Here is a 25,001-nt window from a genome sequence, read left to right on the forward strand (position 1 = left end):
TCCATGACGTGTGCGGCCGGTCGTCGGGCAGGATGCACTCATGACGACGCCGTCCACCTCGGGAAAGCCCAACCTGCTCTCCGGTCCGCCGCCGACGCTCCTGCCCTCCGACGCGGCCGCGACCGATGCGCTGGTCGCCGGTGATCCGCCGGATGCCGTCGCCGCCCGGCTGCCCGCGTTCAGCGTGCCTTGGGCCGCGCTCGCCGAGCTCGCGCTCACCGGCGGACGACCCGTCGAGGCCTATGCCTACGCCCGCACGGGCTATCACCGCGGCCTCGACGCCCTGCGCCGCTCGGGCTGGAAGGGCAACGGGCCGATCCCCTGGTCACACGAACCCAACCGCGGGTTCCTGCGTTCGCTCGCCGCTCTCGGTCGGGCGGCCGCGGCCATCGGGGAGGCCGAGGAGGCCACCCGCTGCCGGACGTTCCTGGCCGACAGCGATTCCGTCGCTGCCAGTGAGCTCGGCTTCACCTGACAGTGAGTTCATCAGGCCGCGTCGGTGGTGGAGACCAGCGAGGATGCCGCAGCCGGCCCCACGACCCCGCCATCCCTAGTAACCTCGCCCGGTGCCTGCTCTTGTCCTCATCGGTGCCCAGTGGGGCGACGAGGGAAAAGGAAAGGCGACCGACCTCCTGGGCGGCGCCGTCGATTACGTCGTCCGGTACCAGGGTGGCAACAACGCCGGCCACACCGTGGTCATCGGGGCGGAGAGTTACGCGCTCCACCTGATTCCCAGTGGCATGCTGCGGGCCGACTGCGTTCCCGTGATCGGCAACGGGGTCGTCATCGACCCGGGCGTGCTGCTGGCCGAGATGGACGGGCTCACCGCCCGCGGCATCGACGTCTCCCGGCTCCTGATCAGCGCGAACGCCCATCTGATCATGCCCCATCACCGGGCGCTGGACCGGGTCATCGAGCGTTACCTGGGCAAGGCGCGGATCGGTACCACCGGTCGCGGCATCGGTCCCACCTACGGCGACAAGGTTGCCCGTACGGGCATCAGAGTGCAGGATCTCCTCGACCCGGGCATCTTCCACAAGAAGCTCGAACTGGTGCTACGGGAGAAGAACCAGGTCCTGGCCAAGGTCTACAACCGGCGCCGGATCGAGCTCGACGAGGTGGTCGAGGAGTACGCCGACTACGCGAAACGCCTGCAACCCCACATCGCCGACACCGGTCTGATCCTCGACCGGGCGCTGCGCGCGGGCAAGGTCGTGCTGCTCGAAGGCTCCCAGGGCACCCTCCTCGACGTCGACCACGGCACCTACCCGTTCGTCACGTCATCGAACCCGACCGCCGGCTACGCGGCCACCGGCGCCGGCATCGGCCCGACGAGGATCAGTCGGGTGATCGGCATCATCAAGGCCTACACGACCCGGGTCGGCGCCGGCCCCTTCCCCACCGAACTGGACGACAAGGTCGGAGAGGAGCTGCGCCGCATCGGCGGGGAGTTCGGCGTGACGACCGGCCGGGCGCGGCGCACCGGCTGGTTCGACGCCGTAATCGCCCGCTACGCGGTGCGGGTCAACGGCCTGACCGACCTTTTCCTCACCAAACTGGACGTCCTGTCGGGCTTCGACCGGGTGCCCATCTGCGTCGGCTACGACCTCGGCGGCGAACGGGTTGACGAGATGCCCATGACCCAGACCGAGTTCCACCACGCCAAGCCGATCTACACCGACCTGCCCGGCTGGCACGAGGACATCTCCGACGTCCGGTCGTTCGCCGACCTGCCCGGCGCCGCGAAGGACTACATCAGGGCGTTGGAGGAGTTCTCCGGCGCCCCGGTGTCGGCGGTCGGCGTCGGTCCCGGGCGGGACCAGACGCTCGTCATCAATGACCTGGTCTGAAACGACTGGTCCGGAACGGACCTGATCTGATCCCGCCCGGCGCGGGCCGAGATCCGGTCGGTTCCGGTTGCACCCGGAAGCATTACCGTCGACGCTTGGGCGGTCACGCAAAGCAATGACGTCCGGGGGTGGTGGCGGTGGCCGTTGTCAGGTCCCGGCCGTCGGATGACGATCCTTCCATCCCCGGGCGGACACCGCTGTCGCTGCCGGAACCGGCCGAAGCCCCGCAACCGGCCCGTTGGCCACCAGCCGTGAGACGCGGTTACCTGCACCCGACCGACTCCGACGCCTGGCCGGTCGGGTTCTCCCCCACCGGCGAGGCTCTGCCGCAGACCCTGACCGACGTGCTGCTGCGGGGCAGCCACGCCATCCGGAGCTCGAAGCGGGCCGAGGCACAGCGGCTCGAACGCGCCGCGGCCGTCGCCAGTCACGTCGACGCCCAGATCCGTGACTTCCTGGACTTCTGCGCGGCCGAACACCTGGTACCACCGGTCACGGTGCGGGCGACCCGCACCGCGCCGCACCGCGCGCCGGCGCGGTACCGTGCCGGGCGGCCGCTGCCCGCGCTGGACCTGAGCGAGGGCGGGGCGACACGGGCGACACGGGCGGTCACGGACCCGGCGGCCCGGGCCGACCCGGCGGATCGGGCGGACCGGGCGGATCGGGCGGACCGGGCGGACCGGGCGGACGCGGGTGAGGCGGCCGTTGACCCCGGTCGCCGCCGGCGTTGGCCGGGACGGCGGGAACGGCTGCAGGCGTGGCCGCTGCTGTACTGGCGCTGCGAGAACTTCCCGGCTGCGGGGCGGTCGCTGCACCTGTTCGTCGAACCGGGTGGGCGCGCCTTCGAAGGCCGCGACGATCCCGCCCCGCTGACCGTGCTCGGCCGGGAGGTCCGGGTCTGGCCGGTCGACGCCGCCGCCATCGTCGCGGGCATGGCCGAGGTGGACGCACGCCGCTGCGCGCTGCACCTGGTGCACGGCATGGCCCACCTGCTCTGGCGGTCGGGTGTCGGGCTGTAGTCGCTCAGCGCGGATCGTCCCAGGTGATCGGCCGGGAGTCACCGGCACCGACCGGGCACGACGCGCACGATGATCAGCACACCCGCTACTGTGGAACCGTGACCCGACCGAACTGCGACGACGCGATGCCCCAGACGGGGTTCGCCGGTTCGCGATGGCACCCGCGCCCGGTCCGGATCTCCGTCCCGGCGCCGCGCGCCAGGGACAACCGGTGACGGCCGCCACCGACCCTCGCGTCCCCCGCGCACGGCCGTGGCGGCGACGCGGCCCGCTCCGCCGGCATTACCGGGAATTCGCCGCCGCGCACCGGGCCGCTGCTTGCGTCGCGAGGTGAACTGATGAAGATTCTTGTTGTCGGCTCCGGCGGCCGTGAACACGCGCTGTGCCGGGCGCTCGCCCGCGATCCCCGGGTCGGCTCGCTGGTCTGCGCGCCCGGAAACGCCGGAACCGCCGAGCTCGCCGAGCCCCGCCCGCTCGACGTCGCTGACCCGGACGCCGTCGCCGACCTTGCTGAGGCGGTCGGCGCGGACCTCACCGTCATCGGTCCGGAGATGCCGTTGGTAACCGGGGCCGCCGACGAGATACGCGCCCGCGGTCTCGCGGTCTTCGGCCCGAGCGCGGCCGCGGCCCGGCTGGAGGGCAGCAAGGCGTTCGCCAAGGAGGTCATGCGCGCCGCCGGGGTGCCCACGGCGGCCTCTCGCGACCACACCGAGATCGAGCCCGCCCTGGCCGACCTGGACGTCTTCGGGCCACCGTACGTGGTGAAGTACGACGGGCTCGCCGCCGGCAAGGGCGTCACGGTGACCGAGGATCGCGACGCGGCCGTCGCCGCGGTCCGCGCGAGCCTGCGCGGACCGGACGACCGGGTTGTCCTCGAGGAGTACCTCGACGGGCCCGAGGTCTCCCTGTTCGCCGTGGTGACCGAGTCCGGCGCGGTCCTCCCGATGCTGCCGGCGCAGGATCACAAACGGGTCGGCGACGGCGACACCGGCCCGAACACCGGGGGGATGGGCGCGTACACCCCGCTGCCCTGGGCCTCGCATGGCCTGCCGGCGAAGATCGTCACCACGGTGATCCGGCCGACGGTGGCCGAGATGGCCCGGCGCGGCACCCCGTTCACCGGTCTGCTCTACGCCGGGCTCGCGCTGACCACCCGCGGGCCGCGGGTGGTGGAGTTCAACGTGCGCTTCGGTGACCCCGAGGTGCAGGCCATCCTCGCCCTGCTCACGACGCCGTTGACGGACGTGCTCTCCGGCCGGCGGGCACCGGTGTGGCGCTCCGGCGCGGCGATCAGCGTCGTCGTCGCCGCGCACGGCTATCCGGCGGCCCCCAGGCTCGGCGACCCGATCCGCGGGCTCGCCGCCGCCGGCGCGCTGGCCGGCGTCGACATCCTGCACGCCGGTACCCGCAGGGAGCCGGATGGTCGGGTCGTCTCGGCCGGCGGCCGTGTGCTGTCCGTCACGGCCATCGGCTCCAACCTGGAGTCCGCGCGAGGATCGGCCTACGAGGCCGTCAGCCGCATCTCGCTGCCCGGCGCCCATTACCGCACCGACATCGGAGATCCGTCCCGGATGCGCCACGCGGCCGACGTCCGTCGAACGGACGTCGCGTCCGGCGAGGATCCCGCAGGACATAGAAAGAAGGAGTAGACCGTGTCGCAGAGCACCCCCGGGCCGGATCATCCCCAGGTGGCGATCGTCTTCGGATCACCGTCGGACACCCAGACCATGAGCAAGGCCGGCGCCACTCTGGAACGCTTCGGTGTGCCCTACGAGCAGGTGTCGCTGTCGGCGCACCGCGCGCCGCGCACCCTCGCCGACTACGTGGGTCAGCTACGGGCCCGCGACATCTCGGTGGTCATCGCCGGGGCAGGCCTGGCCGCCGCGCTGCCCGGCACCATTGCGGCCCTCACCACGCTGCCGGTAATCGGCGTGCCGATCTCCGGCGGGGCGCTGGACGGCATGGACTCGCTGCTCGCCATCGCGCAGATGCCGCCGGGCGTCCCGGTCGCGACCGTGGGTCTGAACAACTCGACGAACGCGGCGATCCTGGCGATCCAGATCCTGGCGCTGGCCGATCCCGATCTGGGGCTGAAGCTGGCCGCGTTCAAGGACGAGTTCGAGCAGGCCGCGGCGGACGGGCTGAGCGCGGCGGCCGCGGCCGGCAGCCAGCCATGATCGGCCGGTACACCCTGGCGGAGATGGGCCGGGTGTGGTCGGAGGCGCACAAGTACGAGCTGTGGTGTCGCGTCGAGGTGCTGGTCATGGAGGCGCACGCCGCCGCGGGCCGCATCCCCGCCGATTCCATCGAGCCGGTCCGGGCCGCCCCCGCTCCGACGCCCGAAGCCGTCGCCGAGGTGGAGGCCGTCACCCAGCATGACGTCATCGCCTTCCTGACCGCCTGGGCCGACCGCACCGAACCCCGGTCCGCCGCCGCCTACGTGCACTTCGGCATGACCTCCTCCGACCTGCTCGACACGGCGCTCGCGCTGCAGCTGGTCGAGTCGACCGACCTGCTGCTCGCCCGGGCGGACATTCTCGTCGCCGCGCTGCGCGACCTCGGCCTGGCCCACCGGAACACCCTGCGGGTCGGCCGGACGCACGGCATCCACGGCGAGCCGACGGTGTTCGGGCACCGCGTCGCGGACCTGGCGTTCGGGCTCGCCCGCTGCCGCGACCGGCTGCGCGCGGCCCGCGCGGACGTGGCCGTCGCCAAGATCTCCGGCGCGGTCGGGACGTACTCCAACATCGACCCCGACGTCGAGGCCTACGTGGCCGACAAGCTGGGCCTCACCGCGGCCCCGGTGGCCACCCAGGTCGTGCTGCGCGACGGCATCGCCTCCTGGGTCGCGGCGCTGGCCGGGCTCGCGACCGTCTGCGAGGCGGTCGCCCTGGAGGTCCGGCACGGCCAGCGCACGGAGGTCCGGGAGCTGTCCGAGCCGTTCGGCTCCGGGCAGAAGGGCTCCTCCGCGATGCCCCACAAGAAGAACCCGATCATGTCGGAGCGCATCGCCGGGCTCGCCCGGATCGTCCGGGCGCAGTACGTCCCGGTGCTGGAGGGCGTGCCGCTGTGGCACGAGCGCGACATCTCCCACTCCTCCACCGAGCGCATCGCGCTGCCGGATGCCGCCACCGGCGTCGACTACCTGCTGCACCTGACGACCCGGCTGGTCACCGGGCTGGTCGTGGACACCGCACGGATGCGGGCGAACCTCGATGCCACGGGCGGGCTGGTCTACACCTCGGCGGTGCTGCTCGAACTCGTCGAGACGGGGCTGTCCCGCGAGGACGCCTACGCTGTCACCCAGGCGGCGGCGATGGAGACCTGGCAGACCGGCGTGCCGTTTTGGGAAACGCTGCGCAAGCACGCCGGCGACCGCGGCCTGCCCCTGGACGAGGCCAGGCTCAACGAGGTGAGCCGGCCCGAGCGCTACACCGAGCGCCTCGGCTCGGTCTTCGACGCCCTGGCGGCCCTCACCTGACCCGCACCCCCGCACCTGACCCGCCGCGCAGCCGCGCAGGCATGGCGCGGTGCCCCGGCCGGCAGGTGCTGTTGTTCTCCCTGGGTACGGTCTGTCTATGCCGCTGACACATGAGGAATTCGCCGGACTCACCCACCTGGGTTCGGGCAAGGTCCGGGAGCTGTTCGCGGTCGGGGACGACGCCGTGCTGCTGGTCGCCAGCGACCGCATCTCGGCGTTCGACGTGGTCCTACCGACCGAGATTCCCGACAAGGGAGCCGTTCTCACCGGGCTTTCGCTGTGGTGGTTCGACCAGCTCGCCGACCTGGTCCCGTCCCACGTCGTCAGTTCGAACGTCGACGAGTACCCGGCCGAGCTCACTCCGTACACGGAGCAGCTGCGTGGCCGGTCGATGCTGTGCCGACGCCTGAACATGGTGCAGATCGAGTGCGTCGCCCGTGGTTATCTGACCGGCAGCGGGCTGAAGGACTACCAGCGCACCGGCGCGGTCAGCGGGCATCCCCTACCCACCGGGCTGGTGGACGGCAGCAAGCTGCCGGCACCGATCTACACGCCGTCCACGAAGGCGCCGATCGGTGAGCACGACGAGAACATCAGCCGGGCCGACGCGGCCGGCCGGATCGGCACCGAGCTTGCCGCCGAGCTCGAGCGGCTGACCCTGCAGATCTTCGGCCGGGCCAGTGTCCTCGCAGCCGAGCGCGGCATCCTGCTCGCTGACACCAAGTTCGAGTTCGGTCATGACACCCAGGGCACGCTGCGGCTCGCCGACGAGGTCCTGACCCCTGACTCGTCCCGGTTCTGGCCGGAGGACACCTGGCGGCCCGGGGCCTCCCAGCCGTCCTTCGACAAGCAGTACATCCGTGACTATCTGACGAGTACCGGCTGGGACAGGACCGCGCCGGGGCCGGAGCTGCCCGCGGACGTTGTCGAGGCGACCCGGGTCCGTTACGTGGAGGCCTACGAGCGGCTGACCGGCATCTCCTTCAAGGACTACCTGTCCACCGTCTGACCGCGCTCGCACCGCGAACAACACGAGAAGTTATCTTCTGGGTACTATAAGTTCATCTTAGGTTCTCTCCTAGAAGGAGATCGAGATATCGAGAGAGGTGAGCTGCCATGGCCACGAAGACGGACACCCCGCCACGGGCACGGCCACAGCCGCACCGGGAGGACACGGACACCTCTGCCCCTGAGCGGGACCAGCGGCAGCCGGCCGCGCCCACGGGCCCCGAGCGGTCGTCTGGCACACGCACCTTCACGGTCCGGGCACCGCTACTCACGTCGCGGTTCGAGGTTGGACGAGGTACGAGCATGCAGTGGCCGTCACTGGGCAAGAGCGCCTACTACCTGGGACTCGGCGGGCTCGCCGCGGCCTCAATCATCGAATGGCCGGTCGCGGCGGCGATCGCCGCCGGCACCTACGTCGCGCAGCACACCCGCCCAGGAGCCCCCACGCCCTCCTCCCCCGAGGAGGCCGAGGCCCCTGAGCGGGCTGAGCCCACGCACGCCGGGGCCTGAACTCCGGTGGACTCGCCGCCCCCACGAAGTGGCGCATAACGTCATAAAGCAACAAATTGCACCTTCCGGCGTGAGCAGAGGGCTTCGTTCGGGACGATCGCCCGAACGAAGCCCAGCTCACAGGGGAGGGCGGCAACCATTGCAGCCGAGTTACAGTTGCCAACGACGTCCGGTACCCCATCCGAGGACTGGAACGGATCATGACTACTGTTTCCTCCACCACGCCCGGCCGCCCATCGACGGAATCCCGCGATCAGGCGGCCACCGCCACGGTCCCCTCCGCAAGGAGCATTGCCCCCTCCGCCCGGCCCAGCACGCTCCCCGGCTCGTCCCGTCCCGTCCTGGCCAGAGACCGGGCCGAGCTGCGCGCCGGGCTCGCCGCGCTCGACCGGCAGGCCAACATCGCCCGGCGGGGTGAGGGCGGTCCGCCCGCGCCGGACGACGCGCCCACTCGGGCGGCAGCCGGGCACCCGCGCCCGACCAGGGCCGTCGTCATGACAATGGGAGCGCTGCACGAGGGCCACGCCTCGCTGTTGCGCGCCGCCCGGGCCCAGGCGGACCAGGTGGTTGCCACGATCTACGTTAATCCGCTGCAGTTCGGCGCGGGTGAGGATCTCGACCGGTACCCGCGCACCCTGGCCGCCGATCTCGACGTGTGCGCGGGGGAGGGGGTCGATCTCGTCTTCGTCCCCCGGGCGATCCACGACCCGCCGCCGCTCGTCCGGTTGCAGGCCGGGCCGCTCGGTGAGCTGCTTGAAGGCGCCGCCCGTCCGGGCCATTTCGATGGGATGCTGACCCTGGTGGGGACCATGCTCCACCTGGTCCGTCCGGACCTGGCGTTCTTCGGGCGCAAGGACGCCCAGCAGCTGGTCTGCATCCGCCGGATGGTCGCGGACCTCGCCTTCGACGTCACCGTGATCGGCGTGGAGACCGTGCGCGAGCCCGACGGCCTCGCGATGTCGAGCCGGAACGTCTACCTGACCCCCGACCAGCGGCGCAGCGCGCTCGCGCTGTCCCGAGCGCTCGCCGCCGGGGCACGGGCCCAGGCGGGCGGGCGGGACACCGTGCTCGCGACCGCGCGGGAGGTTCTGGCCGCCGCGGACGGGGTGGACGTGGACTACCTCGCCCTGGCCAGCCCCGACGATCTACGTCCGGTCCGGAGCGGTCCCGCCCTGCTACTCGTCGCCGCCCGGGTGGGCACCACCCGCCTGATCGACAACATCGATCTCGTCCTGCCTCCGGAATCCCCGGCGCCGGCCCCCACCGGAACTCCGGCATCAGCCGGATCCCCCGCCGTCACCCCCCGACCGGACCGTCCCGCCGACCGCGATCACCCGGGAGCCTGACCGTGTTGCGCACCATGCTCACCGCCAAGATCCACCGTGCCACGGTCACCCAGGCCGATCTGCACTACGTGGGCTCCGTGACGATCGACGCGGACCTGCTGGCCGCCGCCGACCTGCTGCCTGGCGAGCAGGTCACGATCGTCGACATCAACAACGGCGCCCGGCTGGAGACGTACGCCATCGCGGGACCGGCGGGAAGCGGGATCATCGGTATTAACGGTGCCGCGGCGCGCCTGGTCCAGCCGGGCGACCTAGTGATCATCATTGCGTACGGGCTCATGGACGACGCCGAGGCGCGCCGGCACGTCCCGAAGGTGCTGTTCGTCGACGCGGCAAACCGGATCATCGGGCACGGCGACGACCCGGCCGAACCGCTCCCCGGCGACCCGTCGAGCCTGCGTGGCGACATCCCGGTCGACATCCCGGTCGACATCCCGGTACCCACAGCCGCGGCGGCGGTCCGATCGGCCATGGCTACGCAGTGACCGTGCTACCTTGCCGGCTCGGCGCGCCCCGCCCGGGATGGATGCGCGCCGCGGACGTCGTCGTCATCGGTTCGGGCATCGCCGGGCTCACGACGGTCCTGCACCTGCGCCGGGCGCTGCCCGCCGCCCGGGTGCTGCTGGTGACCAAGGCGCACCTCGACGCCGGGTCGACCCGGTGGGCGCAGGGTGGGATCGCCGCCGCGCTCGCCGCGGAGGACTCGCCCGATGATCATCTTGCCGACACCCTGGTCGCCGGCGTCGGGCTGTGCGACGAGGACGCAGCCCGAGTGCTGGTCCGCGACGGACCGGCGCGGGTGCGTGAGCTCGCCGAGCTCGGCGCCCGGTTCGATCGGACCACCGACGGCTCGTTCGCCCTCACTCGGGAGGGCGGCCATCTGCGCAACCGCATCATCCATGCGGGTGGGGACGCCACCGGCCTGGAGGTGGAACGCGCCCTGATCACCGCCGTCCGGGCCGATGAGAGCATCGAGGTCATCGAACACGCCCTGGTCCTCGACCTGCTGCTCGACTCCGACGGCCGGGCCGCCGGCGCTACCCTGCACGTGCTGGGGGAGGGCAGCCGGGACGGCGTCGGCGCGGTGACGGCGGGCGCGGTGGTCCTGGCGACCGGCGGGATGGGGCAGATCTTCGCGTCGACGACCAATCCCGGCGTCTCCACCGGGGACGGGGTGGCGCTGGCTCTGCGCGCGGGCGCCGTCGTCGCGGACCTGGAGTTCGTCCAGTTCCACCCGACCGCCCTGTGGCTACCCCCGTCCAGGCCGGGCGCCGTCGCCGAACTGCTCGGGGGCCAGCAGCCACTGGTCAGCGAGGCCATGCGGGGGGAGGGTGCCGTTCTCGTCGACGCGGCCGGCGAACGGGTGATGGCGGGCGTCCATCGGCTGGCCGACCTCGCGCCGCGCGACGTCGTCGCCAAGCAGATGTCGCGGGTCATGGCGGCCCAGGGGGTCGATCACCTGTTCCTGGACGCCCGGGGGCTGGGCGCGGCGACCATCGAGCGGCGGTTTCCCTCGATCACCGCGCGCTGCCGGTCCGCCGGCATCGATCCGGTCGCCAGGCCGATCCCCGTCGCGCCGGCCGCCCACTACGCCAGCGGCGGGGTGCGCACGGATCTGTGGGGCCGCACGAGCGTGGCCGGCCTGTACGCCTGCGGGGAGGTGGCCTGCACCGGGGTGCACGGCGCCAACCGGCTCGCGTCGAACAGCCTGCTGGAGGGGCTGGTCTTCGCCGCACGCATCGCGGAGCACCTGGCCGGCACAGCGCCCGGCGGCCGGCACCGCGTCGCCATCCCCGCCGCGCCGGTGGTCGGTCGCGGCAGTGGTCTGACCGACCCCGCCGAACGCGCGGAGCTCGCGCGCGCGATGACCGACGGTGCCGGGGTGCTGCGCAGCGCGGACAGCCTGCGGGCGACGGCGAAGGTACTGGCCGGTCTCGGGGACCTGCGGGTCAGCGGGGCGACGGTCACGGCCGGGCCGCCGGCCTGGGAGATGACCAACCTGCGCACGGTTGCGACGGCCCTCGCCGCCGCCGCCGCCAGCCGGACGGAGACCCGCGGGTCCCATTGGCGAGAGGACTTCGGTGAGCGGGACGACGAACACTGGCTCGGCCGGATCCTCACCCGGCTCAATCCAGAAGGGGAACTGATCGTGGACGTCGAGCCCATGCGCGGCTCGCGGTGAGCGGTTCCGCGCCCGGCTCCGTCTGCGGGCCCGGTTCCGCCGGTGTGCCCGGCGGACGGCTCTCGCCCGCCACCCGCAGTGCCCTCGCCTCGGCCGGCCTCGACCCGGACGGGGTGGTGGCCCTGGTCGGCCGCGCGCTCGTGGAGGACCTCCCGGTCTGGGAGGAGAACGAGGTGACCGGCCAGATCGGCGCGGTCGACGCGACCTCCGAGGCGACGGTCGACCCCGCTCTCGTCGGGCACGGCGCCATCGTCTCGCGGGCCGCGGGCGTCGTCGCCGGCCTGCCGGTCGCCGCCGCCGTCTTCGAGAGCCTGCTCGGGCCGGCCGCGACCGTCACCCTGACCGCTCGCGACGGCGACCCTGTCCCGCCGGGTACCACGGTGGCCTACGTCAACGGGCCGGTCCGCGGCCTGCTCACCGCCGAACGTACCGCGCTGAACCTGCTGTGCCACCTGTCCGGGATCGCCACCCTGACGCGGGCCTGGGTCGACGCGGTCGCCGGCACCGGCGCGATGATCCGCGACACCCGCAAGACGCTACCCGGCCTGCGCGCGCTGGAGAAGTACGCGGTGCGCTGCGGGGGCGGGGTGAACCACCGCATGTCGTTGACGGACGCAGCCCTGATCAAGGACAACCACGTGGTCGCGGCGGGCGGCGTGGCGGCGGCGTTCGCCGCGGTGCGGGCACGGTTCCCCGGGCTGCCCGTCGAGGTCGAATGCGACACCGTCGACCAGGTCGCGGAGGCCGTCGATGCCGGATGTGATCTCATCCTCTGCGACAATATGTCGCTGGCGGACCTGCGAGCCGCGGTCCAGCTCGCCCGTCCGGCCGGGGTGCGGCTCGAGGCGAGCGGCGGCCTGACCCTGCGAACGGCGGCGGCGGTGGCAGCCGTCGGCGTCGACTATCTCGCCGTCGGCGCCCTGACCCATTCGGCGCCCGCTCTCGACCTCGGCCTCGATCTCGCCCTGGACCCCGATCATCGCCCGGGATCGGCCACCGCGGGCCCACCGATCGAGGATCTGATCGTGGAGGAATCCTGATGCTGCTCGCCATCGACGTCGGTAACACCAACACCGTCGTCGGCGTGTTCGAGGGTGAACACCTCGCCGACTCCTGGCGGGTGCGCACCGACCCGCAGGCGACCGCGGACGAACTGGTGCTTCTCTACCGCGGCCTGCTCGGCGAGTACCAGGTCACCGGTGTCTCGATCTGCTCAACCGTTCCCGCCGCGCTTCGAGCGCTGCGCCGGATGGTGGTCCGGGCCTTCCACGACATCCCGGTCGTCATCGTCGAACCGGGGACGCGGACCGGGGTTCCCATCCTCATCGACAATCCGAAGGAAGCCGGCGCGGACCGCATCATGAACACACTCGCCGCGCACCACCTCTACGGCGGGCCGGCGATCGTCGTCGACTTCGGCACCTCGACGAACCTGGACATCGTCTCGGCACGCGGCGAGTTCATCGGCGGAATCTTCGCACCGGGCATCGAGATCGCGCTGGACGCACTCGCGTCCCGGGCGGCCCAGCTCCGTAAGGTGGAACTGGTCGCGCCACGTTCCGTCATCGGCAAGAGCACGGTCGAGGCACTCCAGTCTGGCATGATCTACGGCGTCGCCGGCCAGGTGGACGGCCTGGTACGCCGCATCCGGGCCGAGCTGGACACGGATGCGGTGGCGATCGCCACCGGGGGTCTCGCGTCCGTGGTCATCAAGGAAAGTGAGACCCTTGACCGTCACGAGCCCCATCTGACACTCATCGGCCTGCGTCTCGTCTTCGAGAAGAATATCTGATCCGGTCCCGACCGATCCCGACCGATCCCGACCGGGCTCGTTCGGGCTCGTTCGGGCTGCCTTACGGCGACCAGGCTAATTACGACGATCGTGCATCTCCGGGGCTTCGGCCGGTCCAGCGGATTAGGCAACCGACTCTGCCGAGCGACAGCCACCGGGTTCGACGGACCGCCCTCCCGCGACTCGGTTACGATTCCGTGCCATGCGGGACCGAATCTCGGGAACACAACCCGGCGTATCGTCACATCCCGGCAGCGGATACTTCACTCATCCCTTTCTTGTCACCGCGATGGCAGCATTCTTGTTCGCCGCGGTTCCGATTACATACGGTTGGAATGATCCGGCTTCGGCCGGTCCGCAGCCCCGTACCCTGGCCGTGCTGGGCGACTCCTACTCCTCGGGAGAGGGCAATCCCCCCTTCGACTCGCTGGCCCCCCGGTGCCGGCGGAGCAGCCAGGCCTGGCCACGACTACTGGGCGGTATGGGATCGGGGGTCACCGTCTCGCTGTTCGCCGCGTGTTCCGGAGCCACCACCGGCGCCCTACACGAGTCATTCAAGGGCGAGAAACCCCAGCTGGCCCAGCTACGTGCACTGGGCCGGGCCCCGGACGTCGTCACCATCACCATCGGCGGCAACGATGCCGGATTCGGCAGAGTCATCTTCAGTTGTTATGCGTGGAGATGCTTCTGGGATGGCAACGACCGCCGCGAGCGCGATCTTGTCACCAAGGAACTCCCGGGTGTCCTGAGCGCCAACTACACGGCGGTGAAGGCCGCCGCCCCGCATTCGCGGATCATCGTGGTCGGCTATCCCTACATATTTCCGGACAACCAACTCAACAACATCTGTACCTGGCTGACCAACAGGGAACGTCGACAGCTGACGAGGCTGAACAGACAGCTCGACCGGGTCATCAGAAAAGCCGCGTCGGATGCGGGAGTGGAGTTCGTCTCGACGGATCGGGTGCTACGCGGTCACGAAATCTGCACACCGGACCCGTGGGTGGCTCCGGTCAATCTGTTCGGACCGACACGTGATCTGAGCGCGCACCCCACCATGCACGGGCAGCAGGCCATCGCCGAGGCCGTCCAGCGCCATCTCGCCATGGACAGCTGGTGACGCGGGCCGACCATCCCGGCAACCGCGCGATGTCGAACCACTCATGATGCCGACCCGATGACTCGTGGGCATAGCACTGATGGCGACTCCAGTTGACGCCAGACATGAAGTTAGGCTTACTTAAAGTTATGCTCATGCTCACGCTCACGCCACTCCGCGGGAGATCCCGCACCCTGGCACAGCTACGCCCGGCCCAGCCGCGACACACCTCCCGGTCCCGGCAGTGAAGCAGTCGGTGAACGAACGCCGCACCGGCTCGGCGGCGTCCCCGGCGGCGCCTTCCAGGGAGGTGGCCCCCGAGGGGACGGCGCCGGAATTCTCCGGGGGTACCGTTCAGTGCGCCGAACCGCCGTTCGAGGCGAGCCTGCGGGACCTCGCCGAGGTGCTGGAGCCACGCGGTGTGCAGTTCGGGATGCCGGACGGCCCGGGCTGGGCCGACTGTGCCTTCCTGACCGGGCCAGCAGGCGTGGCCGAGGCCTTGGCCCGGGTGGGCGACACGCACGGCGCCAGCCCGGAGGTCGCCGCGAGCTACCTGGCGAACTGGTACTCGGCGAACGTCGCCGCCCCGGCCATCGCCTGTTTCGTCCTCCTGCACCGGGTGCCGGCCCTGACCCCGGCGACGATGTCCCTGCGCGTCCTCGACGGCGGCTGGTTCGACCAGACCGCGTTCCACCGACCGGCCATGACCGTCCTGGCGGATGACCCGATCGCGGGGGGCGCCACCGCCGGAGACGGGATGAATGCCCGGATCGGCGTGGTCGGGGACGTCGCCGCGTTGCGCGGTCGCCTGGTCGAGGAGGTGCTCGCGCATCTCCAACCGTTCGTCGAGGAGCTGCGGGGACGGGTCCGGCTCGGCCTTCCGGCGCTGTGGGGTGCGGTGGCCGCGCAGTGCGCCCGCGCCTTCCTGCTGACCGAGCGCGCGACCGGCGATCCCCACCTCGGCCGAGTGGAGGCCGACGCCTTCTTCTCCCGGGCCACGCCCACCATCCGGGCCCGGCCCCGTTGGCACGAGTTCGTCCACCACGGCCGACGGTACACCGGCATACGCCGTGGGTCGTGCTGCCTGGCCTACCGGCTTGGTGACGACTACTGCACCTCGTGTCCCTTTACTGGTGACCAGGATCGCGAGGAACGGCTGCGCGCCTGGATCGACACGCAGGGCAATGGAGGCCTTGCGGTCTGAGAGCCACCCGAAGTACAGCCCGAGTATGCGCACGTAAAGTAGTTACTCGCGAGATGCAAGCAAGATCCGTCGCCGAAACTCCCCAGGGCGACGACAATGAGTAACATTGACAACGCAAAACGATATACATGTGAGTTGAATCACAACAAGATGCACCTCCTCATCCACTACCGTCGGTAGCATCGGTGAGGAGGCTCACCGAGGTGGGACGCACCGCCTGGCGCGTCCCGCCGCACCGTACGTCCGACCGGAGACGTCGCGAAGCGGGTGGCGTCGCGAAGCGGGTGGCGTCGCGAAGCGGGTGGCGTCGCGAAGCGGGTGGCGTCGTTCTGCTCTTGGCGGAACGACGTGACGGAGTCATGGCTGGTCGGCCACGGTTGCATTAGACGTCTCCGCTGGACGGCCGGCACTTGCGCCGGTCCGCCGCCCACGACGATGTGGGCGGTGCCGGCGGGTAGGTTTCTGTTCGATGCGTGAGGACATGCCTCGGCGGAGCTAGCATGCGGATACCGGCTGTCGTGTGGTCGGTCGCAGCTCGAAGGAGCGCACATGTTCGAGAGATTCACCGACCGGGCACGTCGGGTCGTCGTCCTGGCCCAAGAAGAGGCCAGGATGCTCAACCACAACTACATCGGGACCGAGCACATCCTGCTCGGCCTGATCCACGAGGGCGAGGGCGTCGCCGCCAAGGCTCTCGAGTCCCTCGGCATCTCCCTTGAGGGTGTGCGGTCACAGGTCGAAGAGATCATCGGCCAGGGGCAGCAGGCACCGAGCGGGCACATCCCGTTCACGCCGCGCGCGAAGAAGGTCCTGGAGCTGTCGCTTCGGGAGGCGCTGCAGCTCGGTCACAACTACATCGGCACCGAGCACATCCTGTTGGGCCTGATCCGCGAGGGCGAGGGTGTCGCCGCTCAGGTGCTCGTCAAGCTGGGTGCGGACCTCAACCGGGTGCGGCAGCAGGTCATCCAGCTGCTGTCCGGTTACCAGGGCAAGGGCGAGACCGCCACGTCCGGCGCGCCCGCCGAGGGGACCCCGTCCACCTCCCTGGTGCTCGACCAGTTCGGCCGCAACCTCACCGCGGCGGCGCGCGAGTCCAAGCTCGACCCGGTCATCGGGCGCGAGAAGGAGATCGAGCGCGTCATGCAGGTGCTGTCGCGCCGCACCAAGAACAACCCCGTCCTCATCGGCGAGCCCGGCGTCGGCAAGACCGCCGTGGTCGAGGGGCTGGCGCAGGCGATCATCAAGGGCGAGGTGCCCGAGACCCTGAAGGACAAGCAGCTCTACACCCTCGACCTCGGCGCTCTGGTCGCCGGTTCCCGCTACCGCGGTGACTTCGAGGAGCGGCTGAAGAAGGTCCTCAAGGAGATCCGGACCCGCGGCGACATCATCCTGTTCATCGACGAGCTGCACACGTTGGTCGGCGCGGGCGCGGCCGAGGGTGCCATCGACGCGGCGTCGATCCTCAAGCCCATGCTCGCCCGGGGTGAGTTGCAGACCATCGGCGCGACCACGCTCGACGAGTACCGCAAGCACCTGGAGAAGGACGCCGCTCTTGAGCGGCGGTTCCAGCCGATCCAGGTCGCGGAGCCGTCGGTGGCGCACACGATCGAGATCCTCAAGGGGCTGCGGGACCGGTACGAGGCGCATCACCGCGTCTCGATCACCGATGCCGCCCTGGTGGCGGCGGCCTCCCTGGCCGACCGTTACATCTCCGACCGGTTCCTGCCGGACAAGGCGATCGACCTGATCGACGAGGCGGGTTCGCGGATGCGCATCCGTCGGATGACCGCCCCGCCGGACCTGCGCGAGTTCGACGAGCGCATCGCCGCCGTCCGCCGGGACAAGGAGTCCGCGATCGACGCGCAGGACTTCGAGAAGGCTGCGTCCCTGCGGGACAAGGAGAAGACCCTCCTCTCCGAGAAGGCCAAGCGGGAGAAGGAGTGGAAGGCCGGCGACATGGACGTCGTCGCCGAGGTGGGCGACGAGGAGATCGCCGAGGTGCTCGCGATCTGGACGGGCATCCCGGTCTTCAAGCTCACCGAGGAGGAGACCGCGCGCCTCCTGCGCATGGAGGACGAGCTGCACAAGCGCGTCATCGGCCAGCAGCAGGCCATCAAGGCCGTCTCCCAGGCGATCCGGCGCACCCGCGCCGGGCTGAAGGACCCGAAGCGCCCCGGCGGCTCGTTCATCTTCGCCGGCCCGTCCGGTGTCGGTAAGACCGAGCTGTCCAAGACGCTCGCCGAGTTCCTCTTCGGCGACGAGGACGCGCTCATCCAGCTCGACATGTCCGAGTACATGGAGAAGCACACCGTCTCGCGGCTGGTGGGTTCCCCGCCCGGCTACGTCGGCTACGAGGAGGGCGGCCAGCTCACCGAACGGGTCCGGCGCAAGCCGTTCTCGGTGGTCCTGTTCGACGAGGTCGAGAAGGCCCACCCCGACGTCTTCAACACGCTGCTGCAGATCCTGGAGGATGGTCGCCTGACCGACTCCCAGGGCCGGCTGGTCGACTTCAAGAACACCGTCCTGATCATGACGTCGAACCTGGGCACCCGGGACATCTCCAAGGGCCCCGGCATCGGCTTCGCCACCGGCCAAGGCGCCGTCGACTACGAGCGGATGAAGGCGAAGGTCCAGGACGAGCTCAAGCAGCACTTCCGGCCCGAGTTCCTCAACCGGATCGACGACATCATCGTCTTCCACCAGCTGTCCGAGGCCGAAATCATCCAGATCGTCGATCTCATGCTGGCCCGGGTGGACGCCCAGCTCAAGAACAAGGACATGGCTCTCGAGTTGACGTCGGCCGCCAAGGCGCTTCTGGCGAAGAAGGGGTACGACCCGGTGCTGGGTGCCCGGCCACTGCGCCGGACGATCCAGCGGGAGATCGAGGACGTCCTGTCCGAGAAGATCCTCTACGGCACGCTCAAGCCGGGCGAGATCGTCGTCGGGGATGTCGAAGGCGACGGTGACGAGGCGAAGTTCGTCTTCCGCGGCGAGGCGAAGCCGAACCAGGTGCCCGATGCCCCGCCGGTCGATCTGGCCAAGTCCAGCGAGTAGGCGGTCGGGAATTCCGTGCCGCCTCCCGGGAGGCGGCCAGTCCGGTGACCCGGCGAGGGCCGGACGCGATGGCCGGAGTAGCCCCGCGGCTGCTCCGGCCATCGCAGTCTCGGCCGCGTAGCCGGGCTGGTCGCTCCAGAGCTGGAACACGTTCGTTCTCTCACACATCGCTCGGTCGCACCGCTCGATCGGCGACCGGTAACAGAATATGGGAAAATGTCAGCCACCGGGTAACCACCTTGCCGGCCGGGGCATCCGGCGAGATCGGGTCCGGTTGCCGGCGCAGGCACGAGCACAGGCACAACTTCATCGCCCCGAGGACGATTCGGACTGCTGGTTCGGCGAACGGGAGAGCTCCGCTGGTGACTGGTAGTCCCGACGTCGCGCTCGGCGTTCACCTGACCTTCGGCTCCGATCCCGCCACGTCCATGGTCGTCTCGTGGCTGACCCGAACGGCCGTCCCTCGGCCCCAGGTACGGTTCGGTCCGGCGGCTGGCGGATCTACCGGCTCGGTGACCGCGCTCACCCGTTCCTACACGGACGCCCTGACAAACGAGGTGGTCTTCGCCCACCATGCGCACCTGTCCGGGCTCCTGCCGGCTGCCGACTACCGCTATGACGTGGGTCATGACGGGCGCTGGGGCTTGGCCCACGGGTCGTTCCGCACGGCTCCGCGGCATCGGGCCGCCTTCAGCTTCACCTGCTTCGGCGACCAGGGCACCGACGAGCCGCACGATCCGTACGGCTCGGCTGCGTCACGCCACGTGATAACCGGAGTGGAACGCCTCGCGCCACTGTTCAACCTCGCGAACGGTGACCTGTCGTACGCCAACCAGCGCACGGATCCGGTTCGCGCCTGGTTCGACTGGTTCGCGATGATCAGCGCCTCCGCCCGGTTCCGGCCGTGGATGCCCTGCAACGGCAACCATGAGACCGAGCGGGGCAACGGAGCTCTGGGGCTCGCCGCCTACCAGACCTACTTCGCCCTTCCCCAGCACGACGAGGAGGCCTACCTCGCCGGGCTCTGGTACGCGTTCACCGTCGGCGGCGTGCGGTTCGTCATGCTCAGCGCCGCCGACGTCTGCTATCAGGACAGCGGGCGGGTCTACCTCCATGGGTACAGCGCCGGCCGGCAGACCTCCTGGTTGAGACAGACCCTCAAACAGGCCCGCGCCGATCCCGGTATCGACTGGATCGTCGTCGGCATGCACCACGCCGCGGTGTCGACCGCGGTGGAGCACAACGGCGCCGACCTCGGTATCCGGGAAGAATGGCTGCCGTTGTTCGACACCTACGAGGTGGATCTGGTGCTCTGCGGCCACGAGCACCACTACGAGCGCACTCATCCGCTGCGCGGGGTCGTGCCGGACAGCGCGACCCGGACTCCCCGCCCGGTCCCCGGCGCGACGACGCCCGCCCGGAAGACCGCTGACGGAGCGGGCGCCGCGGCCGGTGACGGGGCCGGTGACCTGCTCGACACCTCGGCGGGCACCGTCCACCTGCTCGTGGGCACCGGAGGATCCTCGTCGCCGTCCGCGCACGCACTGTTCGATCCACCCGCCTGCTGGGTCATCGTCGGCGTGCACGAACAGGATCCCGGCCGGTGGCATCGCCAATCGGTCCGGGCGAGAGAGGACGCGCCCTGGCTCGCCTTCCGGGCACCGGAGCATCCATACGCCTTCGCGGCTTTCGAGGTGGATCCAGGTGAACCGGGCGGCTCGACGAGCATCCGGGTGACCGTGTACGACTCCAGTGCACCGACGCCGGTCCCGTTCGACCGGTTCACCCTCGTCCGGCCACGCGCCGACGCGGCCGTGCCCACCACCTGACCGGCCACCCGACCGAGAAGCCGTCGGACGGTGCGAAGCGGGCCGGTTCTGATCGCCCTTCCGGCGGGAGCTCAGGAATCGTGCCACGACCATGACAACCTCGATCTCGACCGAAGACCGTTCACCGCTCGCATCGTGTGACGGTATTCAACGTCAGATCCGCCCCCGGGATAGCGTCACTCGCTGTGAGATCCGTCGGATTATTGGCGCCGGAACCACCGCCGCTGCACCGATCAGCTCGATGGATCCCGCCAATTCCGCGAACAAACCGCGCCCGCGCGGTGGCGGGCACATCCGGGACGACGAACGAGCCGAATAACATCATGTCAACATCATGGATACAACGGCGACCCACCATGCGACGAAAGGACGACCGCGGAAGTTCACCGGCGCACGCGTATACCGGCGGCGCGGCAGCGGGCACTACAGAACTTCGTCGGGGGTACGACCCTGGGCCCGGTTGCCGATCCTTCCTCGGGCGGGAGCGACGGCACACCCCACGGAAGGATCGCAACCGACGGGCCGGCAGCGATCGCAAGGCCGATTTTTCAGGACTCCTCTGGACATCCACCAGGCGCCAGGAATATTTTTCCGCCAGCACGCCACAATTCACCGGGATAGCACGATCAATGCCCGGCTGAGGGACCGCCGTCTGGGGGGCGACCATTGGCTGAGAAGCAGCGAGCGGCCAGGGGGCTCCTGCCCTCAGGCCCACCCGCTATGACCAGGATTTTCGGACGGGACCAGCATTACGCGGCCCGGTATTACGGTCCCCGGAAGAAAGTATCACCGGCGGGTGCGAGCGGATTTGAAGACGCCCGGGAAGGCGTCGCCGCCGGATCCGTCGTCCTCGGCGCTTGTCGCGGCTGGCACGTTCAGCGACGCCGCCGGGTCCGGCGGAACGGGTGTCTACCGTGATCGATCACCTGGGGACGTCGATGGCGCGGTCCGGCCGGGCGGCGGAGGCAACGCGGCTCGACCAGATGATCTATGCCTGGCCGCGCCGAAGCAGGACGGGTGGCGAGGGTCACCTCCCGGCGGCGAGCTCCCTGGGCTCCACGGTGACCAGGTCCTGGAGCGGGCTTCTCGCCGGCGAGGTCGAGCTCGACGAGAGCCGGGTCCCCCACCCACCGTCGGCGCTCGCCTACCTCATCCGATCTCCGGATCATCCCGAGGCGCCGGATCATCTCACGGCGAGGGATCCGCACCGCATCCCGGAGGCGGCGCTCGTGCACCGGATCCGGATCCCGGAACGCGGCGGCGACAGCCGGGCTCGGCTGCGTGCCCACATCCTGATCGGCCGGGCGGACTATCTGACCGAACGGGTGGGGCTCGCGTTGTACGCGGCGGGTGGGGTCGTGGTGGGGAACTCCCGCACCATCCCGCGGCTGGCTCCCCTGCACCTGCGCGACCTCACCGCACGCCGGCGGACGGGCGAGCGGACCCTGCGCCAGTCGGCGCGCGCGGGGGTGCGGCGCGATCGGCTCGTCACGCTCATCGCGACGGTATTGGCATGGTCGCGGGCCGAGCGTCCCTTCGTGGTGGCCCACACCGGTTCGGATGAGGCGCTCATGCTGATGTGGGCCCTGGTGGAGATCCTCGAAGGCGTTCTGCCCTACCGGCTGACCTTCTCCACGCATGCGACCACCGTCCCTTCAGGCGCCACCCCCTCGGGCGCGCGGCACACCGACGAGCCAGGCCCGCGGTTCCTGTTTGTCCCGTTCGAACCAGAGTGTGCCGGCAACGGGGAGCCTGCCGCGATCCACGTGGATCCGCGGGTCGGGCCGGACGCTCCACCGATCATGACCGCCGCCGCCCGGCTGCTCGTGGACCTCCACGGCCGCGGTGGGATGCGGGGAATCGGCGACCTGCTGGCCCTGGTCGGTGACGAGATGTTCGACCCGAGCCGGCCGGAAGCCTGGTGCCGGCGGGTGATGGAGAACGGGGTCGAGAGGACCACCGCGCCGCCGCCCGGCGGCGACCTGGCCACCCTCGCGGATACCGCGGGTGCTCCGCGTACGGGCGTCCCGGGTACCGCGAGTGGTTCGGGTACGTCGGGTCCCCCGGATCCGGCACCCCTCTCGACCACGACCGATGCCGTCGGCCTGGGACACTCGACGGCCCCGGCCGCGCCGGGCGATCCGGCACCGGCAGCGACGACAGGCGCCGGAGCGCTCGCCGTCCGCGAACACCTCCGCGAACGGTACGAACGCCTGCGGGCTTCGAACTGGTCGAGCTCCGCCGAACAGGGCACGGCCGCGGACCCCGTGCGCCGTCTTTTCACCGCCCTCATCGAACCGGTAGGTCTGCCGGCGGACCTGGCGAGCGTGGAGCGGCTGCGCGGTCAGTTGCGCCGGGTCGCGGGGCTGCTGGCCGGCCCCGTCGCCGGCCCGGGCGGCGGGCTCGTGCCAGCGGCCCGGGCAGCGGGCCCCGGGCCCCGGGAACGGTTGCGCGAGGAGATCGTCGGCGTCATTCTGGGCCGGCTGCGGGAGGAGGAGCCGGCCGGCCGGATGATCGACAAAATCTCCAACGCGGTCGCCAACGCGGTCTCCGAGGAGCAGCGCCAGGTCGAAGGAACAATCTCCGCCCTCGCGGACGAACTCGCCGCGTTGCGGGTTCCTTCGCCCGCACAGGTCCACGACGAGCCACCGCGCCGGGACGAGCCACCGCGCCGGGACGAGCCACTGCGCCAGGCAGTCCCGCTGCTCGCGGTCGCCCTGGAGTCGATCTTCTCGGGATACCGGATGACCTCCGCGCGCGACAACGCGATCCGGCTGGCCACGGAGACCGTCGAGGCGCTGCGCGCCGCCCGACCGGACCACCTGTCGGCGTCGCCTACCGGTGCTTCCCGACCCGCCCGACTCCCCGTCACCGTGCGCCGCGTCCCCCGACCTGCCACGCCGCCGCCCGCCACCCCGGAATCGGCCACCGCGCAGCCAACCGATCCGGGCCCAGGGGAACGGCGGCACCTGGAACGGCTGGAACGGGACGCGGGGAACGCCGTCATCCGACACGTCGCGGAGGCGTATCGGCAGGAGTGGTCGTACTGGGACGATCGTCTGCACCCGATCGACCGGCTGCTCGCCGCGTTGGGCGTCCCGCTGGGTATCTCCCTCAGCGACGCGGCGTACGACCCTCTCGTCGATCCGCTCGAGTCACCCACCGAACTCCGCGAGCTCGCCGCGCTACGTGACCTGCTGCACTGCACCCTGCCGCAGCGCGGCGAGCCCGCCCGGTCTCCTCTCGGAACGGTCTCTCAACGCCCACCCGGCCACCGTACCGATGTCCTGGCCCGCGCCGCGAGCGACGTCACTCAGGCCATCACTCGACGGCTGGCCCCGGACGCCTACCAGAGCGACCACGACCGCGCCGCCTACATCGACGCGGTGCACCGCGCGGTGACGACGATGCAGCGCGAAGTCGTGGAGATGTTGACCCGGCTGGTCGCGGGGCTCGCCGCGCTCGCGATCCCGGCGGCCGCGGTAGACCCCGCCGTCTGGGCCGGGCGCCGCATCGATCTGATCCATCAGACGCTGCGGGCCCTCTTCGACCTGTTCGGCCTGCCCGAGGGTTTCGAATTCGCCAGAGCCCTGGCAGACGAGGTGGTGACAGGCGCCGCACCGACGGGTGGCGGGTCGCGGTGGCCCCCGGAGTCGGCCGCGGCGAAAGTCGTGCGTCTGCTGCGCGAAACCCATGCCCGGGGAGCTGATGCGTTCCGGCTGCTCGTTCTCTACGCCCCGGGATGGCATACCGCCGAGGACATCCGCGATGACATCGCCTACGCGGGGGCCTCCCCGGTCGGGCCACCCGGCCGGCCCACGTCGCGGGCACATGAGGCGGAGGTACTCGGAGCCGGTGCGCGCCCGTATTTCGAGCGGTTGGTCGCGGTCGAGGCCGCGTCGGGACGAGGCGACGGGCCGCTGATGCAGACCGTGCGGCGCATCGCCGGCCTCTACCTGCCCGGCGCGTCCCACGAACCCGGTCCGCCAGGAGCACCAGGAGCACTCGAGAACGATCTACGTGTCCTGGGTGCGGAGCTCACCGCCCGCATTCCGCCGACCTGGCCGGATGGTCCCGATCCGGCGATCGCCTTCCTCCGAGCCTGCCAGCTTGGCCAGCCGAACGCGGCCCGCATCTTCGGGCTGTTGGTCCGACACGTTCCGAACTGGGACGACGCCTGGGATCTGCACGAGGTTATCCGCCGGGACGGTGCCCCGGGCCAGGAAACCGCCCATCCGGAGGAGGGGCCGTTGACGGGTCCGGAGTTGGCCAGAGCGGCGGAGAGGTACTTCCGCCGAACAGTGCGGGGATCGGAGGCAGATCACCCCTTCCCCGCCGACCTGGAACGCGTCGTGCGCCGGCTGGTGGCGCTCTACCTCCCCGACGACCCGCGGCTGCGGGCCGCGAGCGAGCTGCCCGGCTTCGTCGAGAGCCAGGTGATCGCCGCGATCGGCCGACCCGCACCGCTCAGGCGCCGCCGCCTGCTCCCGTGGCGCGCCACGACCGCCATGACCACCAGAGTCGCCGTGACCGCCGTGACCGCCGTGACCGCCGTGACGTTGTGCCTGACCCTGATGATCTTCATCACCGTGACGCGTTGATGCGGCGGCGAACAATCACCGTCTCG

At 70.7% G+C, this 25,001-nt stretch carries 18 protein-coding genes; all 18 read left to right on the plus strand.

The window, feature by feature from the left end:
* Window positions 1-40: 40 nt before the first annotated feature.
* The 18 genes from FRANCCI3_RS22100 (at window position 41) to FRANCCI3_RS22190 (ending at window position 24,975) form a co-directional block, all read left to right on the plus strand.
* Window positions 41-475 (plus strand): DUF3151 domain-containing protein, encoded by a 435-nt coding sequence (locus FRANCCI3_RS22100; protein WP_023840671.1) that lies wholly within the window; start codon window positions 41-43, stop codon window positions 473-475.
* Window positions 476-566: 91 nt separating this feature from the next.
* On the plus strand, window positions 567-1,850 hold the full coding sequence (locus tag FRANCCI3_RS22105) for an adenylosuccinate synthase (RefSeq protein ID WP_011438722.1): 1,284 nt from the start codon (window positions 567-569) through the stop codon (window positions 1,848-1,850).
* 179 nt (window positions 1,851-2,029) lie between these two features.
* The gene (locus tag FRANCCI3_RS22110) at window positions 2,030-2,869 is read left to right on the plus strand and encodes a hypothetical protein (protein WP_369808115.1); all 840 of its coding nucleotides are present in this window, start codon (window positions 2,030-2,032) and stop codon (window positions 2,867-2,869) included.
* A gap of 338 nt (window positions 2,870-3,207) precedes the next feature.
* On the plus strand, window positions 3,208-4,518 hold the full coding sequence (gene purD / locus FRANCCI3_RS22120; protein WP_011438724.1) for a phosphoribosylamine--glycine ligase: 1,311 nt from the start codon (window positions 3,208-3,210) through the stop codon (window positions 4,516-4,518).
* Between the two features lie 3 nt (window positions 4,519-4,521).
* The gene (purE, locus tag FRANCCI3_RS22125; protein ID WP_011438725.1) at window positions 4,522-5,046 is read left to right on the plus strand and encodes a 5-(carboxyamino)imidazole ribonucleotide mutase; all 525 of its coding nucleotides are present in this window, start codon (window positions 4,522-4,524) and stop codon (window positions 5,044-5,046) included.
* Window positions 5,043-6,350 carry an adenylosuccinate lyase gene (gene purB, locus FRANCCI3_RS22130; protein ID WP_011438726.1) on the plus strand — a complete coding sequence of 436 codons (1,308 nt, stop codon included), beginning with the start codon at window positions 5,043-5,045 and terminating at the stop codon, window positions 6,348-6,350. Before purE ends, purB begins: the two co-directional genes overlap by 4 nt.
* Before the next feature lie 97 nt (window positions 6,351-6,447).
* The gene (locus FRANCCI3_RS22135; protein WP_011438727.1) at window positions 6,448-7,359 is read left to right on the plus strand and encodes a phosphoribosylaminoimidazolesuccinocarboxamide synthase; all 912 of its coding nucleotides are present in this window, start codon (window positions 6,448-6,450) and stop codon (window positions 7,357-7,359) included.
* A gap of 302 nt (window positions 7,360-7,661) precedes the next feature.
* The gene (locus FRANCCI3_RS28470) at window positions 7,662-7,868 is read left to right on the plus strand and encodes a hypothetical protein (RefSeq protein ID WP_133056995.1); all 207 of its coding nucleotides are present in this window, start codon (window positions 7,662-7,664) and stop codon (window positions 7,866-7,868) included.
* Window positions 7,869-8,068: 200 nt separating this feature from the next.
* The gene (gene panC / locus FRANCCI3_RS22145) at window positions 8,069-9,214 is read left to right on the plus strand and encodes a pantoate--beta-alanine ligase (protein WP_011438729.1); all 1,146 of its coding nucleotides are present in this window, start codon (window positions 8,069-8,071) and stop codon (window positions 9,212-9,214) included.
* A gap of 2 nt (window positions 9,215-9,216) precedes the next feature.
* Window positions 9,217-9,699 carry an aspartate 1-decarboxylase gene (panD, locus tag FRANCCI3_RS22150; protein ID WP_011438730.1) on the plus strand — a complete coding sequence of 161 codons (483 nt, stop codon included), beginning with the start codon at window positions 9,217-9,219 and terminating at the stop codon, window positions 9,697-9,699.
* On the plus strand, window positions 9,696-11,396 hold the full coding sequence (locus FRANCCI3_RS22155) for an L-aspartate oxidase (protein ID WP_011438731.1): 1,701 nt from the start codon (window positions 9,696-9,698) through the stop codon (window positions 11,394-11,396). Before panD ends, FRANCCI3_RS22155 begins: the two co-directional genes overlap by 4 nt.
* Window positions 11,393-12,436: a carboxylating nicotinate-nucleotide diphosphorylase gene (gene nadC / locus FRANCCI3_RS22160; protein WP_011438732.1), complete on the plus strand. Its 1,044-nt coding sequence runs from the start codon at window positions 11,393-11,395 to the stop codon at window positions 12,434-12,436. Before FRANCCI3_RS22155 ends, nadC begins: the two co-directional genes overlap by 4 nt.
* Window positions 12,436-13,188, plus strand: a complete 753-nt coding sequence (locus tag FRANCCI3_RS22165; protein WP_011438733.1) for a type III pantothenate kinase — start codon at window positions 12,436-12,438, stop codon at window positions 13,186-13,188. The genes nadC and FRANCCI3_RS22165 overlap by 1 nt, the downstream gene beginning before the upstream one ends.
* 289 nt (window positions 13,189-13,477) lie before the next feature.
* Window positions 13,478-14,308 carry an SGNH/GDSL hydrolase family protein gene (locus FRANCCI3_RS22170; RefSeq protein ID WP_023840667.1) on the plus strand — a complete coding sequence of 277 codons (831 nt, stop codon included), beginning with the start codon at window positions 13,478-13,480 and terminating at the stop codon, window positions 14,306-14,308.
* A 235-nt stretch (window positions 14,309-14,543) separates the two neighbouring features.
* A complete protein-coding gene (locus tag FRANCCI3_RS22175) occupies window positions 14,544-15,491 on the plus strand; it encodes a (2Fe-2S)-binding protein (protein ID WP_011438735.1) in 948 nt (315 codons plus the stop codon).
* A 549-nt stretch (window positions 15,492-16,040) separates the two neighbouring features.
* Entirely contained in the window at window positions 16,041-18,545 is a 2,505-nt protein-coding gene (locus tag FRANCCI3_RS22180; RefSeq protein ID WP_011438737.1) for an ATP-dependent Clp protease ATP-binding subunit, read from the plus strand.
* A gap of 68 nt (window positions 18,546-18,613) precedes the next feature.
* A complete protein-coding gene (locus FRANCCI3_RS22185) occupies window positions 18,614-20,374 on the plus strand; it encodes a purple acid phosphatase family protein (RefSeq protein WP_011438738.1) in 1,761 nt (586 codons plus the stop codon).
* Window positions 20,375-21,288: 914 nt separating this feature from the next.
* Window positions 21,289-24,975, plus strand: coding sequence for a hypothetical protein (locus tag FRANCCI3_RS22190; RefSeq protein WP_131728906.1), 3,687 nt, complete (start codon window positions 21,289-21,291; stop codon window positions 24,973-24,975).
* Window positions 24,976-25,001: the final 26 nt, after the last annotated feature.

It is taken from the genome of Frankia casuarinae, assembly GCF_000013345.1.
GTDB classification, from domain to species: Bacteria; Actinomycetota; Actinomycetes; order Frankiales; family Frankiaceae; genus Frankia; species Frankia casuarinae.

Bases quoted from the DNA above. Each gene is read 5' to 3' on its own strand.
- FRANCCI3_RS28470 (WP_133056995.1), top strand. From the start codon at position 7,662: ATGCAGTGGCCGTCACTGGGCAAGAGCGCCTACTACCTGGGACTCGGC.
- panC (WP_011438729.1), top strand. From the start codon at position 8,069: ATGACTACTGTTTCCTCCACCACGCCCGGCCGCCCATCGACGGAATCC.
- FRANCCI3_RS22180 (WP_011438737.1), top strand. From the start codon at position 16,041: ATGTTCGAGAGATTCACCGACCGGGCACGTCGGGTCGTCGTCCTGGCC.
- FRANCCI3_RS22185 (WP_011438738.1), top strand. From the start codon at position 18,614: ATGGCCGGAGTAGCCCCGCGGCTGCTCCGGCCATCGCAGTCTCGGCCG.
- FRANCCI3_RS22135 (WP_011438727.1), top strand. From the start codon at position 6,448: ATGCCGCTGACACATGAGGAATTCGCCGGACTCACCCACCTGGGTTCG.
- FRANCCI3_RS22100 (WP_023840671.1), top strand. From the start codon at position 41: ATGACGACGCCGTCCACCTCGGGAAAGCCCAACCTGCTCTCCGGTCCG.
- purD (WP_011438724.1), top strand. From the start codon at position 3,208: ATGAAGATTCTTGTTGTCGGCTCCGGCGGCCGTGAACACGCGCTGTGC.
- purB (WP_011438726.1), top strand. From the start codon at position 5,043: ATGATCGGCCGGTACACCCTGGCGGAGATGGGCCGGGTGTGGTCGGAG.
- FRANCCI3_RS22170 (WP_023840667.1), top strand. From the start codon at position 13,478: ATGGCAGCATTCTTGTTCGCCGCGGTTCCGATTACATACGGTTGGAAT.
- FRANCCI3_RS22165 (WP_011438733.1), top strand. From the start codon at position 12,436: ATGCTGCTCGCCATCGACGTCGGTAACACCAACACCGTCGTCGGCGTG.